Below are 14091 nucleotides of genomic sequence, written 5' to 3'. Positions count from 1 at the left end.
CTCGGACCGATCTGTGCCGCGGACTAGTCCGGGACCACCACCACACGAGCGGCGCCGAACTGTGCGGCCGCCCACGCGTCCTCGATCTTCGAAAGCGGGAACTCCAGCACCGCGTTGTCGACCCGGCCGTCGGCGATGAACTGCATGTACTCCGGGATCGCCGCCAGGATCGACCGCATCGATGCCGATCCCGCCCCGCTGCCGGAGATCGTGATGCGACGGCTGCGCAATAGCGCGGCCGGGACCGCCGCCTCGGTGCCCGCCATGGCGCCGATCTGGACATAGGAGATGTTCGCGTCGTCCTCGGTCATGCCCTGACGCCCCAGCGCCGCGAAAGTGGCTTCGGCCGGTGCGCCCCACACGTAGTCGAGTACGAGACTGGGCGCCTCGGAGCCGATCGCCTCGGCCAGAGCCGCCGCGGTGGCGTCCTTGTCGTCCGACAGGGTGACCGTGGTCGCGCCGTATCCGGCCGCGCGCTCGAGTGCCTCCGGATTGCGTCCCGCCGCGATCACCCGATCCGCGCCGAGCAAACGGGTGTTCTGTACGGCCAGCAGACCCGCGGCACCGGTGGCCCCGAGGATCAGCACGGTGCCCAGCGATTGCTTCCCATCCGAGGCGCGCAATGCGTCGCGCCGCTCGCGCAGGGTCAGCCAGGACGACAACCCAGGGTTGAGACCGGCGGCCACCCGCACGGGATCGGCGCCTGCCGGGAGCGGAATCCGCATCCGGGTCGGCACCGCCATGCGTTCGGCGAACGTGCCGTAGGGGGCCTGCAGGAAACCGGTGTAGACGAGCGTGCCGTCGGCGGTGCGGGCGACCGCGTCCAGGCCCGGGATCAGGGGATAGGTGTCGGTGCTGCCGTAGTGCTTTCCGGCCGCCAGTGCTCGCACGATCGGATGGATCCCGGCCGCCACCAACTCGACCAGTTCCCGGCCTTCGGTCACCTGCGGCTCGTCGAAGTCGGCGTACCCGGGAACCTCGCCAGCGGTGCGCAGGACGGCTGCTTTCATGATCTCCACCAATCTGAATTGAAATTCACTGAATCTGAATTCAGTATGATGGTTGATAGGTTTTCCTGTCAAGGAGGTGGTGTGCGTGACGTCGAGTCGCCGGGAGAAGTCCGCAGAGACCGAACAGGCACTGAAGGATGCGGCGCGGAGGGTGTTCGCCGAACGCGGCTACCTGAACACCAAGATCACCGACATCACCGCCGCCGCGGGGCGTGCGGCCGGATCGTTCTACAACCACTTCGCGAGCAAGGAGGAGCTGCTCCAGGCGCTGCTGAACGATCTGGCGGCGGCGGGGGATGAGCGCGCGGAGCAGCCCGAGCACAACTCGGACTTCAGCGATCCGGCGGCGGTGCGGTTCCACATCGCCGGTTACTGGGCCTTCTCCCGAGAACATGCGGCGGTGCTGCGCGCGATCAGTCAGGCGGCGATCGTCAGCGAGGACTTCGCTCGGGTCCTCGGTCAGTTCGGCGTCGAACAGCGCGCGGATATCGCCGACCATCTGGATGGCTTGGCCGACAAGGGATTACAGCTGCCGAGCACAACTGATGCCAGCCTGGCGATGATGTTCCAGGTGACTCAGGGCATGTTGACGGCGGTCGAGGACGGGACCGTCCAGTTGACCGACGAGCAGGCGATCGAGGGGCTGACGCGATTCATCTACCGCGGACTGACCGGACAGGACTACTGACCCGGCCCGAAACAGATTGCCGGGCAATGACCCGACGGCGCGCTGGTGCACGGCCGTCGGGTGCGGGCCTACGGCAGCAGGACGATGGAGCCGGTGGTCTTGCGGCCCTCGAGATCGCGGTGCGCCTGCGCCGCCTCGGCTAGCGGATATGTGGCGCCGATTCGGACATGCAGTGTGCCATTGGCGATGGCATTGAGGATATCGGTTGCGCGCCAGAGCAATTCGGCGCGGTCGCGGGTGTAGTGCACGAGCGTCGGGCGGGTGACGAAGAGCGAGCCAGCGGGGTTCAGGCGCTGCAGATCGAACGGCGGTACCGGGCCGCTGGCCGCGCCGAAGAGGGCGAGCATGCCGCGGATGCGCAGCGACGCGAGGCTGGCCTCGAAGGTGGCGGCGCCGACACCGTCGTACACCGCGGCGACGCCGACGCCATCGGTCAGCGCGCGGACCTGCTCGGCGAGGTCGTCGGTGTAGCGCAGCACCTCGCTGGCACCCGCCTCGCGGGACAGCTTCTCCTTCGCATCCGAGGAGACGGTGGTGATCACCCGGACCCCGCGCGCGGCGGCTAGCTGGGTGAGCAGCAGGCCGACGCCGCCCGCGCCGGCGTGCACGAGCACGGTTTCGCCCGGTTCGGGCTTGTAGATCGATTCGATCAGGTAGTGCGCGGTCATGCCCTGCAGCAGCGCGGAGGCGGCGACCGGTGCGTCGACACCATCGGGCACCTTGATCGCGACCGCGGCGGGTACCGCGACGCGCGGGGCGTAGCTGCCGGGCGCGGCGGCCCAGGCCACCCGGTCGCCGACGGCGAATTCGGTCACATCCGCGCCGACCTCGGCCACCACACCCGTGCCCTCGGCGCCGGGAATATAGGGCACCGGCTGCGGGTAGCGGCCGGTGCGGATATAGGTGTCGATGAAGTTGATGCCGATCGCTTCGGTGTCGACGAGCAGCTGATCCGGACCGATCCGTGGATCCGGCACCTCGACGTAGTTCAGGACTTCGGGACCGCCGTGCTCGGAAACCTGAATAGCGCGCATGAGATCCGTTCTACACCCACAGGCGGTGGACCTGAGCGTACCGGTCAGTAAACTAGCCGGCATGAGTGCTCAAGCCGCCCCGGCCAGAGAGAAGCTGTCGGGTTCCCTCGTGGATTCGGTCAAGGGATTCGTCGCCGAGCACGGCGGCTCCGCAACCGCCGTGCTGCAGCCGATCGGCCGCCTCGGCGTGCGCGTCACGCTGGTCGGCTCCGACGGCATCCTCGGTGACCGCGTCGTCGCCGACCTGGAGACCGCCAAGGAATTGGTGGCGACCGTCGACGGCCTCACCGAGGCCGACGAATGGGACCGCGAGCTGACCTCGATCGTCACCCCGCGCACCGGGCACTGGGCCAAGATGGCCGGTTGGGTCGCCCGCCAGACCCGTTTCCCGAAGGCGCGCAACGAGAACTGAGCCGTTCGGGCTCCGGTGACCGCGCCGCCGAAGCGGCGGGTCGGTGCGGGAGTACGCGCAGGATCCACCGCACGACCTTGGCCCGCGAAGACGCCCGTGAGCCGGGTGTCGGGCCAGATCCCGACGATCAGCAGCAGGATCAGGCCCCGCCCCCGAGCGCGGCATGCCGCATGGCCTCGGGATGGAGCCGCGGATGACGGACGAGGGACCAATGGCCCTGCCAGAGGTACCCCGAGGGTCGGCGACGAGCCGTGTGCGGCGTGCCGCCGACTCGAAGTCTACTTCGAGAGTTCGACCTCGCCGTTCTGCTGGCCGTTGGTGCTGAGATTCATTGCGGGAAGCAGGGATTCGCGTGCGATCGAGGTGAGCGCACCGGCCTGCTGGATGATCTCGGCCAACGCCGATGTCACGCCCTGTGCGCCGTTCAGTACCGTGAATTGGTCGACGTGTTCGAACGGCGCCGCCGCCGCGGCGACGATCTGGGGGAGTTTCTCGGCGATCTGCTGCGCGATCACGGCCTCCTGGTTCTGGCTCATCGCCTCGGCGCGCTGCTGGATGCCCGCCGCCTCGGCGGCCATATGCGCGCGCACCGCATCGGCCTCGGCCAGACCCCTGGCCTTGATGGCGTCGGCCTCGGCCTGACCGGTGAGCCGGGTGGCCTCGGCCTGGGCTGCCGCCCGCAGTTTGATCGCCTCGGCCTCGGCCAGCGCCTGCATCTTCGTCTGTGCCGCAGCGGCTTCCGCGCGCAGGCGGGTTTCCTGGGCGTCGGCCTCGGCCTGGCTGATCCGGGCGTCGCGGCCCGCGGTGGCCAGGGTGGTCTGGCGATAGGCCTCGGCGTCGGCGGGTTTGCGGATCTCGACCTGCAGCTGCTGTTCCTTCTGCTGCGCCTCGAGTTGTGCTACGCGCGTTGCCATTTCGACGACGGCCTGCCGGGCGGTCGCATCGGCGAGTGGGCCCTGCTGTGCGGCCTCTTGACTGGCGCTGTCCACCTCGGCCTGATATCCGGCCTTCTTGATCTGGGTGTCGCGCATCGCCAGTGCGATCTGTGCCTGCGCGGCCTGTTCCTGTTCGATGGCCTCGCGATCGGCATTGGCGCGGGCGATGCGCGCCTTCTGCTCCACCGCCGCCTGATGCGGAATCGCGAGGTTGGCAATGTAATTCGAACCGCTGGCGATGGACTGGATCTGGAAACTATCGATCACCAGCCCGAAGGATTCCATCTCCTGGGAGCACCGGTCGCGGACCTGCTCGGAGAATTTGTCCTGATCGCTGATCATATCCTCGACGGTCATCGAGCCCGCGATCGCGCGCAGGTGGCCGACGAAGACGTTCTGCACCTTGGTTTCCAGCTCTTCGGCCGGGCGGTCCAGGAAGCGGCGCGCGGCGTTCGCGATGGACCGGTAGTCGTCGCCGACCTTGTAGACCACGACACCCGCCAGTTGCAGGCCGATCTTCTGCTGACTCACACAGGGCACCGTGATCTGACTTTCGTGCGCCTCCAACGAGATTCGGCGCACCTTGGTCAATCCGGGGGCGACCAGACTGCCGCGTCCGGTGACGATCCGGAACCCCATGCTCTCGCCGAAGGCCTGTCCTTCGCCCGCGCGGAATCCGGAAATGATCAGCGCCTCATCGGGTTCGGCGACTCGCCAGGAGAGCCGGAACAGGACGGCGGCCAAGAACAGCACAACAACGGCGATGCCGACGACGACCACTATCAGGACGTCCATGATGAACCTTCATTTCAAGGGAGTGACTTCAACCGTTCGCCCACCCAGGCTCCCGACCACGAGCACCTGGGTATGCCTCGGAATGGTTGTCTCCCCGTCGGCAGAGCGCGCGAGGAATCGCTCTGTCCCCGCCCGCACCTCGATCAAGACCTCGCCGAGATGGTCCGGCTTGATCGTCGCGGTCACCCGGGCGATCTTGCCGATTACGTCCGTCGCCACCGACACCTCCTGCCGCGGTTCGACCACTCCACGTTAGACCTCGCGAAATTGGCGAGCCGTTCGCGCAACCGATCTTTACGAATCCCTTATGTCTTCCAGTCTCGCGCCCTTGACGTCGGTTTGCACGAACTGGTTTTCCGATGGTGAGACCGGGTAGCTCGCTGATCTCGACAAGGCGACGAGGGCACAGCGGAGGAGGTCGGTGCGGTCGGCTTCGATGAGGCCGACCAGCAGTGCCAGGCAGATCTGTGCGGCGTCGCCCGGGTGGGGTGTGCCCGCATCGGTGCATACCTCGGTGAGCAAGTCGAGGAGTTCGGCGGTGAAGTCGCGGCAGATGTCGCCGCTTACCCGGGCTTGCTCGTCGAGCAATTCGGCGGCGTGTGGGGAATCGGCGAACGGACCGCGCACGAGATCCAGCTTGGCCGTGAGGATTCCGTGTACGCGATCCTGGACGGGTGCGCGCGCGGCCGCGGCCTGCCGTGCGGCCCGCAGTGCCTGATCGTGCATGCGGGCGCTGAGTTGGCGGACCGCATCGTCCTTGTTGCGCACGTATTGGTAGACCGCCGACCGCGACATCCCCATCTCACTGGCAATGTCATCCATCGTGGTGCGCCGAACGCCGTAGCGGATCAGGCAACGCTGCGTGGCATCGAGCACCTCGGTGGTCCGGTCGGCGGCCATCACCATCAGCCCAGCGCTTGCACGATCTCCGCGGCCAGCGGCGCCGACGACGCCGGATTCTGACCGGTGTAGAGATTGCGATCGACCTCGATATGCGGCGCCCACGGCTCGCCGACGCGGAAGTCCACACCGAGGTCGACCAGTCGATCCTGCAGCAGCCACTTGGCCTTATCGGCGAAACCGGCCTGTGCTTCTTCGGCATTGGTGAAACCGGTGACCCGGTAGCCAGCGAACGGGGAGTCGCCATCGATGGCGGTCGCGAGCAGTGCGGCGGGTGCGTGGCAGACCACGCCCAGCGGTTTGCCCGAGGCCAGCGCGGCATTGAGCAGTGCGCCGGAGGCGGTATTCACCGACAGGTCTTCCATCGGTCCATGTCCGCCCGGATAGTAGACGGCGTCGTAGTCGGCGAGGTCGACATCCTCGAGCCGGATCGGGGTCCGCAGCTCGGCCGCATCGGCCAGGGTCCGCGCGACTTCCGCCGCGCCGTCCGCGCCGCCGTTCGCCTCGGGTGCGAGACTGCCCTGGTCGACTGTGGGGACGACGCCACCGGGTGTGGCCACCACGATCTCGTGACCTGCCGCTTTGAATGCGTTGTACGGCGCGACCACCTCTTCGGCCCAGTAGCCGGTCGGATGTTTGGTGCCATCGGCCAGCGTCCAGTAGTCGACGCCGGTCATGACGAAAAGAACCTTCGACATCGTGTCCTCCTGATCGGGGATTCGGTCGACGCACTGACATTCCGTATCCAGGGTGTCAGTTCGTCGTGTTGCCAACGCTAGGCAGTCATTGATCGAAGCACCAATAGGATCCCCAATAAGAGACATCGAAATATTGATGGCTGCCTGGTGCAGCGTGTGGACCCCGTTCGACTCGTAAAGTAGGTGGCGATGAACGCGGATAAGGCGAGCGAGCTGGCGGCGCGGCGGGTCGGCGCCGCGCACGCCGACGCACATCAGCGCGTCGCGCTGGCCGAGAGCTGCTACCCACCGGCGCTGCGCGGCTACGGCCGTGCCGAAATCGCGTTCCTGCGTTGGGAACTCGCGCGCGGCGTGCTCGATCCGGAGACCGGCAGCCCGTGGTGGCGAGCCATCAACGACCGCCTGCTGCACGATAAACTCGAGGCCGCCCTGCTGCATCGAGCCGGCGTGCGCGACGCGTCGACGCCGGGGGCCCGGCTGTGGCTGGAATTTCTCACCAACCCTGCGCCCGCGGCGTGGTATCGGGCGCACAACCGCAGCGTCGTCTCGGGTTATCTGGAGCATCAGGAGTTGGCCGAGGCCGAGCTGCCCGCCGAGCGATTGATGATCAACGTGACGCTCATGCGAGTGCTGTTCACCCACGTGCTGGTGGCACGCCCGACGCTCGCGCTCGGCCGGTTCGGCCGTCTCGGCGGGTGGTCGGCCGATCCGCGCCGCAGCTCGGTTCGGCTATTCCTCGATCTGCGCAATGTCTTTCCCGAGGTGTATCCGCTGACGGAGATGTCCATCGACGCGGTGCTCGCGCTGGAGGGCCGCGTCGCGCGGGCCCTGGACTACGGGCTGATCGTGCCCAAGCTCGAGCACGTATACGCCTTTGCCGCAGAGCATTTGGACGAGCCGATGATCGTCGGACTCGTCGAGGACGGCGATCCGTGCTACGCGGGATTGCGCATCCAGCGCGGGCAGCTGGCATCGGATGCACTGATCAGGACGCTCGCGCGGGCGACCCGGCCGCGGCCGTGATTCGTTCGATCGCGGCGAAATCGGTTATCGGCGAGCCGACTATGCGGATTGCTTGGTCGCGGTGGTCGTCGGTGCCGACACGAGTTCGCGGGTTCGCAGTGCGGCCCAGAGGGCGGCGGTGGCCGCGGTGCAGGCGGCCGCGCCGCCGACGTGGGTCGCGACCAGCGCCGCCGGAACGTCGGTGAAGTACTGGACGACACCGACCAGGGACTGCGCACAAACCAGACCGAGGAGTACGAACAGGCGGGTGCGGACGGCGGGGGCAATGCCGACCGCGAACAGGCCGAACGCCAGGCCGATGAGCAGTGCCAGGTAGCCGACCAGCAGTTGCGCGTGCAGGTGCACCAGGGTGACGATCTCGATCTGGAGGCGTTCGACCGGACGCTCGATGCTCTTATCGCCCGCATGCGGTCCGGCGCCGGTGACCAGCGTGCCCGCGATGAGGACGGCGGCGAGGGCGAGTCCGCTCAACCCGGTCAGCCAGCGCAGCGGCGCGGGCGCCTGGATCACTTCGATGCCGTCATCGGGTTCGCCGACCTTCGCGAACATGACGACCGCGACCCACACCATCAGCATCGACGCCAGCAGATGCACCGAAACCGTCCACCACAGCAGACCGGTGCGCACGGTGATACCGCCGATGATCGCCTGCAGCACGGTGCCGCCCGGCATCAGCCACGCGTACATCAGCACCTCGCGACGGCGGCGGGCCCGAGTGACGGCGAGCACGATGAGCGCAGCGCACAACGTCACCGCGAACGTCAGCATGCGATTGCTGAACTCGACGGTCTGATGCAGCACCGGAACCTCGGCGACGCCGGTGGGGGTGAAGCTGCCGGGGAAGCACTGCGGCCAGGTCGGGCAGCCGAGCCCCGACGCCGTGACGCGCACGATCGCGCCGGTGACGGCGATACCGGCCTGGGAGACGATGACCGCGACGGCGATCAGTCGCTGCACCCGCAACGAGGGCAGCGGGAGCAGATCGACGAGTCGCAGGAATGCGCGATACAGCACGTAACGATGGTAGCCGGGCCACTTCGACCGCCTGCAGGCGGTCTACTACATATCGTCGTTTGCGCCTTCTCGCCAGTTCGATGCCGCGGTGGGCCCGAATCGATGCCCTACGCTCAGCGCGCACTTTCACGGGAATGTGGCAGAAAATGCCGGATCAGTGCCCGCTCAGCGCAGTTGGAACCCGAGGTCAGTCGAAGCGGAACAAGCGCGTCGCGAGGAACCCGGAGATCCCGCCCCACGTGGCGAGAACCGCGATACCGAACCAGTCCACGCTGCTGCGCATCGCATCTTCCAGCGTGACCGCCAGCGCCCCCGACGGCACCAGCCGCACAAGCACATTCACCGCCGAGGGTAGATCATCGGACGCGAACACCACACTCGCGATGCCCAGCATCACGAACCACAGGATATTCGCCAGCGCCAGCACGATCTCCGCCTTGAGCGTGCCGCCGAGCAGCAGCCCCATCGCCGCGAAAGTGGCTGTGCCGAGCGCGATCACCAGCGCGCCGAGCGCGAGCCCCGCGGGGTCGGGTCGCCAACCGAGCGCGAACCCGATGGCCCCCAACAGAATCGCCTGCAACACCACCACGATCAGTACCGCTGCGCTCTTACCCGCCACGATGCCCCAGCGGGGGAGCGGGGTCGCGCCGAGCCGCTTGAGCGCGCCATAGCGTCGGTCGAATCCGACCGCGATCGCCTGTCCGGTGAAGGCGGTCGACATGACCGCGACCATCATCACCGCGGGCACGATCTTGTCGACCCGGTCGGCGCCGAGGTCGCCGAACGGCAGCAGACTGAGCCCGACCAGCAGCGTGATCGGAATGAACATGGTGAGCAGCAGCTGTTCGCCGTTGCGCAGCAGCAAGATCAGCTCGAGCCGGGTCTGCGCGGTCATCATGGTGACGCGGCCGCTCGGGCGCGGATCGGGGGTGAAGGTGCCCGGCGTGAAGCGGTTCCCGACGAGATCTGGCTGGTTCATCCGCGTAGGTCCCGTCCGGTGAGTTCCAGGAAGACGTCTTCGAGGCGGCGCTGATCGATCCGGATATCGGTCGCCAGCACATTCTGCTGTGCGCACCACGCGGTCACCGTCGCCAGCACCTGCGGGTCGATCTCGCCCTCGACCAGATACGATCCCGGCGTCGTCTCGCGCGGCGAGAAGCCTTCCGGCAGAGCGGTTTTCAACAGTCGCAGATCGAGTTTCGGTGGCGCGGTGAACCGCAGCTGTCCGGCCGCGCCGTGCGCGGTCACCTCGGCGGGTGTCCCGGAGGCGACGATCTGCCCGTGATCGATGATCACCAGCTGGTCGGCGAGCTGCTCGGCCTCGTCCATCATGTGCGTGGTGAGCAGCACGGTCACCCCGTCGCGGCGCAGCGCGTCGATCAGCTCCCACACCATGAGCCGGGCCTGTGCGTCCAGCCCCGCGGTCGGCTCGTCCAGGAAGACGATCTCCGGCTTCCCGACCAGTGCGCAGGCCAGGGCGAGTCGCTGCTGCTGACCGCCGGAGAGGCGGCGATACGGGGTGCGTCGGTTGTCCTGCAGGCCAAGGGTTTTCAGCAGCCAGTCGGGATCGAGCGGATCCGCCGAATAGGCGGCGACCAGGTCGAGCATTTCACCCGCCCGCGCACCCGGGTAGGCGCCGCCGCCCTGCAGCATGACGCCGATGCGCGGGCGCAGCCGGTCGGAATCGGCGATCGGATCGAGTCCGAGTACCCGGACCGAACCCGAATCCGGGGTGTTGAACCCTTCGCACATTTCCACGGTCGTGGTCTTGCCCGCCCCGTTCGGCCCGAGCAGGGCCAGCACCTGTGCCTGCTCGACAGCGAAGCTGATCCCGTCGACCGCGGTGGTTTCGCCGTAGCGTTTGACGACGCCGTCGATACAGACGGCGGGTTCCGAGGCTGCGGTCACCATCGCGCCTCGGTGCTCGGCTTCATCGCGTCCAAGGGTGCTGTGCCCTTTGTTCGCTCGCTTCGCTCCCTCACGGTGTCACACCGTAAGCGGTCGAGGGATGTGACCGGGACGACACCCCTGCCTCGTCAACTCTGCGGTCCGGAAGGACCGGCAGCGGTGGGCACCGCATCGGCGCCGTGGTGCAGCCGCCATGGCAGCGACTTTCGGGTGGCCAGGATCATCAGCGCACATGTGAGGACCGTGATGCAGGCCGCATAGATAAGGACGAACGGGGGAATTTCGCTGCCCGACGGCATGAGCATGACGCTGATGGCCGCCGAGGCGATCGTCGCCGGCACCCGGAAGGCGGGTCGGCTGGCCCAGGCCGCCAGCGGGACGATCCCCCAGAGCAGATACCAGGGCTGCACCACCGGAAACAGCAGGACGACCGCGCCGAAGGCGACACCGAGCGCACCGACCGGATGCAGCCGACCCCGCCAGGTGGCCACCATCAGCCGCACCACGACCAGCGTGGCCGCGGCCGCCGCGATCGGCCGGGTGATGCTGAGCAGTGCGGTGGTGTGGTCGCCCAATCCCAACAAGACGCCGCCGAATCCGGTGGCGACCCCGAGCGCGGTGGGTAGTGACATCCAGCTGCGCACCGAGTTGGCCATGGTCAGGGTGTCTATCCAGCCGAATCCGAGACCGCTGCCGAGGCAGACCGCGAGCATGACGGCGGCGGTGACACAACCCAAGAGCAGGGAGGAGCTGAGCACGGCGCGCAGATCGCCGCCCCATTTCCGGCTCAACGCCATCCACACGAACGCGAGCGCCAGCATCGATGGAATCTTGACCATGGCAGACAGCGCGATCAGTGTTGTGCCCGATAAGAGCAGCACGAGTACGTGTCCACGCATCGGGCCGACATTGCTCAATGCCGCCAGACAATATTCCAACCCGACCAGCATCAGCCCGAGCATCATGGCCTCGTTGTGCACGCCGGACACCAGATGGAATATCACCAATGGATTCACCGCGCCGAGCCACAATGCGGCGACGGGCGATACTCGGCACCGCTGCGCCAATCGCGGTAGTGCCCAGACGATGCAGGCGACACCGGTGAGCGCGAGCATGCGGTGCAGCAGCACTCCGGCGAGCATATTGTCACCGACGATTTCGGCGATGCCCTTGCCGAGCCAGATCGATAGCGGTCCGTACGGCGCGGGCGAATTCTGCCAGATATTGGGGACGCTGCGCGTCAGAATATGGTCCTGACCCAGGCCCTGTACGGGGCCGACATCATAGGGATCGAGCCCGTTGGCCGCGATCTCCCCCTGCGCCAAATAGGAATAGACGTCCTGGCTGAACATCGGCGGCGCGACCGATAGCGGGATGATCCAGAGCAGCAGGGTCCGGTCCAACTGCGAGCGGCTGATGCGGCGAATGCGGTTGGACTGCAAGCCCAGAGCGAAGCGCCCCAGCAGCAGCCAGGCCAGCATCACGATGACCGTGCCGACCATGGTCGTGGCCAGCCCGGAGTTGTGTACCCGCGCGGGCAGCCCGAGAATGGCCCGGCCGTAGGTCGGATTCTGCAGCGTGGGCTGGGCGCCGAGCCCGAGGGCGCCGATGGCCATCATGACCGCACCGGTCGCGCCGAGCAGCCGGACCCGGCGCAGTTGCGCGGTTTCCTGCGGGTTGAGTTCGGCTGCTTCGGGTTCGTTGACGTGAAAGGTGTCGCCGACGGTGTGGTCCGGCGCTACATCGAGTCCGATAATGCGACGTCCCAGCGAAACGGCGGCGCTGACCGGCGCGGTCCGGCGCAGTCGGATCAGCGTGCTCGAGGTGTTCGACCGGCGTTCGACACCCTCTTCGCCGTGCTCGCCTGACATCACGCGGCCAGCGTAGCCGATTCCACCGGCACCTCCGCTGTCCCGCGGACCGACCGCGGGGCACGTTCTCACCACGATCGCACGCAGGCAGAATCGGGGCATGGTTTCGGAGTCCAGGCGGCGGATCGAGGTCGCGGCGGCGGGGTTGCTCGCGCGGCACGGCTATCACGGGTTCGGGTTGAAATCGTTGAGCGAGGCGGCCGGGTTGCCGTACGGGTCGATCTATCACCACTTTCCGGGCGGGAAGGAGGAGATCGCGGTTGCGGCGATCACCGGGACCGGTGTGGTGTCGGGGCGGTTGATCGCGCAGGCGCCGACCGATGTGTTCGCGACGACGGCGACGATTTTCGAGTTCATGGTGGCCAAGCTGGCCGGTTCGGAATGGACCGATGGCTGTCCGGTCGGCACGCCCGCCCTCGACGGTGGCAGCGATGTGGAGGCCGTGCGCAATGCCTGTGTGGTCGCGTTCGAATTGATGGAGCGGGCGTTCACGAAGCTGCTCACGGAATTGGGGCTGGCCGCGGGGGCGGCCCGGGACCTGTCGACCACGGTGGTCGCCGCCTACGAGGGCGCGACGATCCTGGCCCGCGTGCGCCGCTCGGACGAACCCCTGCGCACGGTGGCGGTCGCGATGGAGCGGCTGATCAAACTGACGCTGGCCGAGGCGGGCATCTCGGATGTGCCCGGCGCCGGAAATGTTCCGGAAGTGGCTGGTGCGCAAGGCGATAAGCCCTGACGCCCTTGACTAGAAAGAACGTTCTAGCGACACTCGGACAATGCAACGATTGATACTGTCCGGCCCCGGTGACCTGCGCTGGGAAGAAGTGCCGGAACCCGAGCTCACCGGCCCGGGCCAGGCCCTTGTTCGTCCGGTCGCACTGGCCACCTGTGATATCGACCCGGCGGTGCTGCGCGGGGCATTCCCGCTGCCGGGCCCGTATCCGTTCGGGCACGAAGGCGTCGCGGAGGTGGTGGCGGTCGGCGACGAGGTGCGAACGGTCGCGGTCGGCGATCACGTGGTCGTACCGTTCCAAATCTCGTGCGGCGGCTGTGGACCCTGCCTGCGCGGCCGAACCGGCAACTGCGCGAGCCATCCACCGCTATCCACCTTCGGACTCGGCACGATCGGCGGCCTCGACTGGGGCGGCCTGTGGGCGGATCTGGCGTTGATTCCGCACGCCGATGCCATGCTGGTCCCGGTCCCCGCCGGCGTCGATCCGGTCGCCGTGGCCAGTGCCAGCGATAACATCCCCGACGCATACCGTTGCGTCGCACCGCAGTTGGCGGACAATCCGGGTGCGGAAGTGCTGGTGATCGGCGGTCCGGCGGCCCCGTCGATCGGTCTCTACGCGGCCGGTCTCGCCGTCGCGCTCGGCTCGTCGCGCGCGGTCTACCTCGACACCGATCCGGCCCGACTGGAGATCGCGCGCAAGCTCGAGGCGGAAGCGATCGAGGCCGAACGCGACGCCCGGGTCGGCCGTTTCCCGATCACCGTCGAAACCGCGGGCGGTGCGAGCGCGCTGCGCGCCGCGATCGACGCGACCGCCTACGACGGCTGGTGCACCAGCGCGAGCGTCCAATTGACCGACGTCGCGCTCCCGATCTTCGAGATGTACTCGCGCTGCTGCACCTTCCACACCGGCCGCGCCCACGCCCGCCCCGCGATTCCGGCCGTCCTCGACCTGGTCGCCGCCGGTAGATTCGACCCGGCCCTCGTCACCACGGTGACCGCCGATTGGGACGACGCCGTCGACGCGCTGCTCGCGACCCCGATGAAGCTGGTCGCGGTCCGCTGAAGAGCGC

The 14091-nt window shown here is 67.7% G+C and carries 15 protein-coding genes; 5 read left to right on the top strand and 10 right to left on the bottom strand.

All coding sequences use genetic code 11. The annotated features are described in order from the left end of the window. Positions 1 to 23 precede the first annotated feature (23 nt). Positions 24 to 1010 carry a zinc-binding dehydrogenase gene (locus ACHQ4I_RS18155; protein WP_420772969.1) on the bottom strand — a complete coding sequence of 329 codons (987 nt, stop codon included), beginning with the start codon at positions 1008 to 1010 and terminating at the stop codon, positions 24 to 26. An 85-nt stretch (positions 1011 to 1095) separates the two neighbouring features. Between ACHQ4I_RS18155 and ACHQ4I_RS18150 the strand changes: the two genes are divergently transcribed. Continuing rightward, positions 1096 to 1698: a TetR/AcrR family transcriptional regulator gene (locus ACHQ4I_RS18150; RefSeq protein ID WP_420772968.1), complete on the top strand. Its 603-nt coding sequence runs from the start codon at positions 1096 to 1098 to the stop codon at positions 1696 to 1698. A gap of 68 nt (positions 1699 to 1766) precedes the next feature. Here ACHQ4I_RS18150 and ACHQ4I_RS18145 read toward each other — a convergent pair whose 3' ends face one another. Then, positions 1767 to 2732, bottom strand: a complete 966-nt coding sequence (locus tag ACHQ4I_RS18145) for a quinone oxidoreductase family protein (protein WP_420772967.1) — start codon at positions 2730 to 2732, stop codon at positions 1767 to 1769. Between the two features lie 61 nt (positions 2733 to 2793). On the opposite strand from ACHQ4I_RS18145, the gene ACHQ4I_RS18140 reads away from it, so the two are divergent. Further along, entirely contained in the window at positions 2794 to 3144 is a 351-nt protein-coding gene (locus ACHQ4I_RS18140; RefSeq protein ID WP_420772966.1) for a hypothetical protein, read from the top strand. 278 nt (positions 3145 to 3422) lie between these two features. Here ACHQ4I_RS18140 and ACHQ4I_RS18135 read toward each other — a convergent pair whose 3' ends face one another. From ACHQ4I_RS18135 to ACHQ4I_RS18120, 4 genes are all read right to left on the bottom strand, one after another. After that, positions 3423 to 4874: an SPFH domain-containing protein gene (locus ACHQ4I_RS18135; protein WP_420772965.1), complete on the bottom strand. Its 1452-nt coding sequence runs from the start codon at positions 4872 to 4874 to the stop codon at positions 3423 to 3425. Between the two features lie 9 nt (positions 4875 to 4883). Next, the gene (locus ACHQ4I_RS18130) at positions 4884 to 5093 is read right to left on the bottom strand and encodes a hypothetical protein (RefSeq protein WP_420772964.1); all 210 of its coding nucleotides are present in this window, start codon (positions 5091 to 5093) and stop codon (positions 4884 to 4886) included. 75 nt (positions 5094 to 5168) lie between these two features. After that, on the bottom strand, positions 5169 to 5774 hold the full coding sequence (locus ACHQ4I_RS18125; RefSeq protein ID WP_420772963.1) for a TetR/AcrR family transcriptional regulator: 606 nt from the start codon (positions 5772 to 5774) through the stop codon (positions 5169 to 5171). A gap of 5 nt (positions 5775 to 5779) precedes the next feature. Continuing rightward, positions 5780 to 6472: a type 1 glutamine amidotransferase domain-containing protein gene (locus tag ACHQ4I_RS18120; RefSeq protein WP_420772962.1), complete on the bottom strand. Its 693-nt coding sequence runs from the start codon at positions 6470 to 6472 to the stop codon at positions 5780 to 5782. Between the two features lie 189 nt (positions 6473 to 6661). Between ACHQ4I_RS18120 and ACHQ4I_RS18115 the strand changes: the two genes are divergently transcribed. Continuing rightward, positions 6662 to 7495, top strand: coding sequence for a hypothetical protein (locus ACHQ4I_RS18115; RefSeq protein WP_420772961.1), 834 nt, complete (start codon positions 6662 to 6664; stop codon positions 7493 to 7495). A 39-nt stretch (positions 7496 to 7534) separates the two neighbouring features. Here ACHQ4I_RS18115 and ACHQ4I_RS18110 read toward each other — a convergent pair whose 3' ends face one another. From ACHQ4I_RS18110 to mptB, 4 genes are all read right to left on the bottom strand, one after another. Further along, positions 7535 to 8509 (bottom strand): COX15/CtaA family protein, encoded by a 975-nt coding sequence (locus tag ACHQ4I_RS18110; RefSeq protein WP_420772960.1) that lies wholly within the window; start codon positions 8507 to 8509, stop codon positions 7535 to 7537. 187 nt (positions 8510 to 8696) lie between these two features. Beyond that, positions 8697 to 9488, bottom strand: a complete 792-nt coding sequence (locus ACHQ4I_RS18105) for an ABC transporter permease (protein WP_420772959.1) — start codon at positions 9486 to 9488, stop codon at positions 8697 to 8699. After that, positions 9485 to 10420: an ABC transporter ATP-binding protein gene (locus ACHQ4I_RS18100; RefSeq protein ID WP_420772958.1), complete on the bottom strand. Its 936-nt coding sequence runs from the start codon at positions 10418 to 10420 to the stop codon at positions 9485 to 9487. Before ACHQ4I_RS18100 ends, ACHQ4I_RS18105 begins: the two co-directional genes overlap by 4 nt. Before the next feature lie 125 nt (positions 10421 to 10545). Continuing rightward, positions 10546 to 12288 (bottom strand): polyprenol phosphomannose-dependent alpha 1,6 mannosyltransferase MptB, encoded by a 1743-nt coding sequence (mptB, locus tag ACHQ4I_RS18095; protein WP_420773090.1) that lies wholly within the window; start codon positions 12286 to 12288, stop codon positions 10546 to 10548. Positions 12289 to 12388: 100 nt separating this feature from the next. On the opposite strand from mptB, the gene ACHQ4I_RS18090 reads away from it, so the two are divergent. Both ACHQ4I_RS18090 and ACHQ4I_RS18085 read left to right on the top strand, forming a co-directional pair. Continuing rightward, complete coding sequence (locus tag ACHQ4I_RS18090) at positions 12389 to 13024, top strand: TetR/AcrR family transcriptional regulator (protein WP_420772957.1); 636 nt, start codon at positions 12389 to 12391, stop codon at positions 13022 to 13024. A 40-nt stretch (positions 13025 to 13064) separates the two neighbouring features. Further along, positions 13065 to 14084, top strand: a complete 1020-nt coding sequence (locus ACHQ4I_RS18085) for a zinc-dependent alcohol dehydrogenase (protein WP_420772956.1) — start codon at positions 13065 to 13067, stop codon at positions 14082 to 14084. Positions 14085 to 14091: the final 7 nt, after the last annotated feature.

This window comes from Nocardia nepalensis (assembly GCF_048910785.1).
GTDB lineage: Bacteria > Actinomycetota > Actinomycetes > Mycobacteriales > Mycobacteriaceae > Nocardia > Nocardia nepalensis.
The sequence above is the reverse complement of the archived record's forward strand: the minus strand, read 5'-3'. Positions and strand labels throughout refer to the sequence as shown.

What these genes read in the sequence shown, in the direction of transcription:
- ACHQ4I_RS18085 (WP_420772956.1), top strand. Translation starts at nt 13,065, where the DNA reads ATGCAACGATTGATACTGTCCGGCCCCGGTGACCTGCGCTGGGAAGAA.
- ACHQ4I_RS18105 (WP_420772959.1), bottom strand. Translation starts at nt 9,488, where the DNA reads ATGAACCAGCCAGATCTCGTCGGGAACCGCTTCACGCCGGGCACCTTC.
- ACHQ4I_RS18090 (WP_420772957.1), top strand. Translation starts at nt 12,389, where the DNA reads ATGGTTTCGGAGTCCAGGCGGCGGATCGAGGTCGCGGCGGCGGGGTTG.
- ACHQ4I_RS18120 (WP_420772962.1), bottom strand. Translation starts at nt 6,472, where the DNA reads ATGTCGAAGGTTCTTTTCGTCATGACCGGCGTCGACTACTGGACGCTG.
- mptB (WP_420773090.1), bottom strand. Translation starts at nt 12,288, where the DNA reads ATGTCAGGCGAGCACGGCGAAGAGGGTGTCGAACGCCGGTCGAACACC.
- ACHQ4I_RS18100 (WP_420772958.1), bottom strand. Translation starts at nt 10,420, where the DNA reads ATGGTGACCGCAGCCTCGGAACCCGCCGTCTGTATCGACGGCGTCGTC.
- ACHQ4I_RS18155 (WP_420772969.1), bottom strand. Translation starts at nt 1,010, where the DNA reads ATGAAAGCAGCCGTCCTGCGCACCGCTGGCGAGGTTCCCGGGTACGCC.
- ACHQ4I_RS18145 (WP_420772967.1), bottom strand. Translation starts at nt 2,732, where the DNA reads ATGCGCGCTATTCAGGTTTCCGAGCACGGCGGTCCCGAAGTCCTGAAC.
- ACHQ4I_RS18140 (WP_420772966.1), top strand. Translation starts at nt 2,794, where the DNA reads ATGAGTGCTCAAGCCGCCCCGGCCAGAGAGAAGCTGTCGGGTTCCCTC.
- ACHQ4I_RS18135 (WP_420772965.1), bottom strand. Translation starts at nt 4,874, where the DNA reads ATGGACGTCCTGATAGTGGTCGTCGTCGGCATCGCCGTTGTTGTGCTG.
- ACHQ4I_RS18125 (WP_420772963.1), bottom strand. Translation starts at nt 5,774, where the DNA reads ATGGCCGCCGACCGGACCACCGAGGTGCTCGATGCCACGCAGCGTTGC.
- ACHQ4I_RS18115 (WP_420772961.1), top strand. Translation starts at nt 6,662, where the DNA reads ATGAACGCGGATAAGGCGAGCGAGCTGGCGGCGCGGCGGGTCGGCGCC.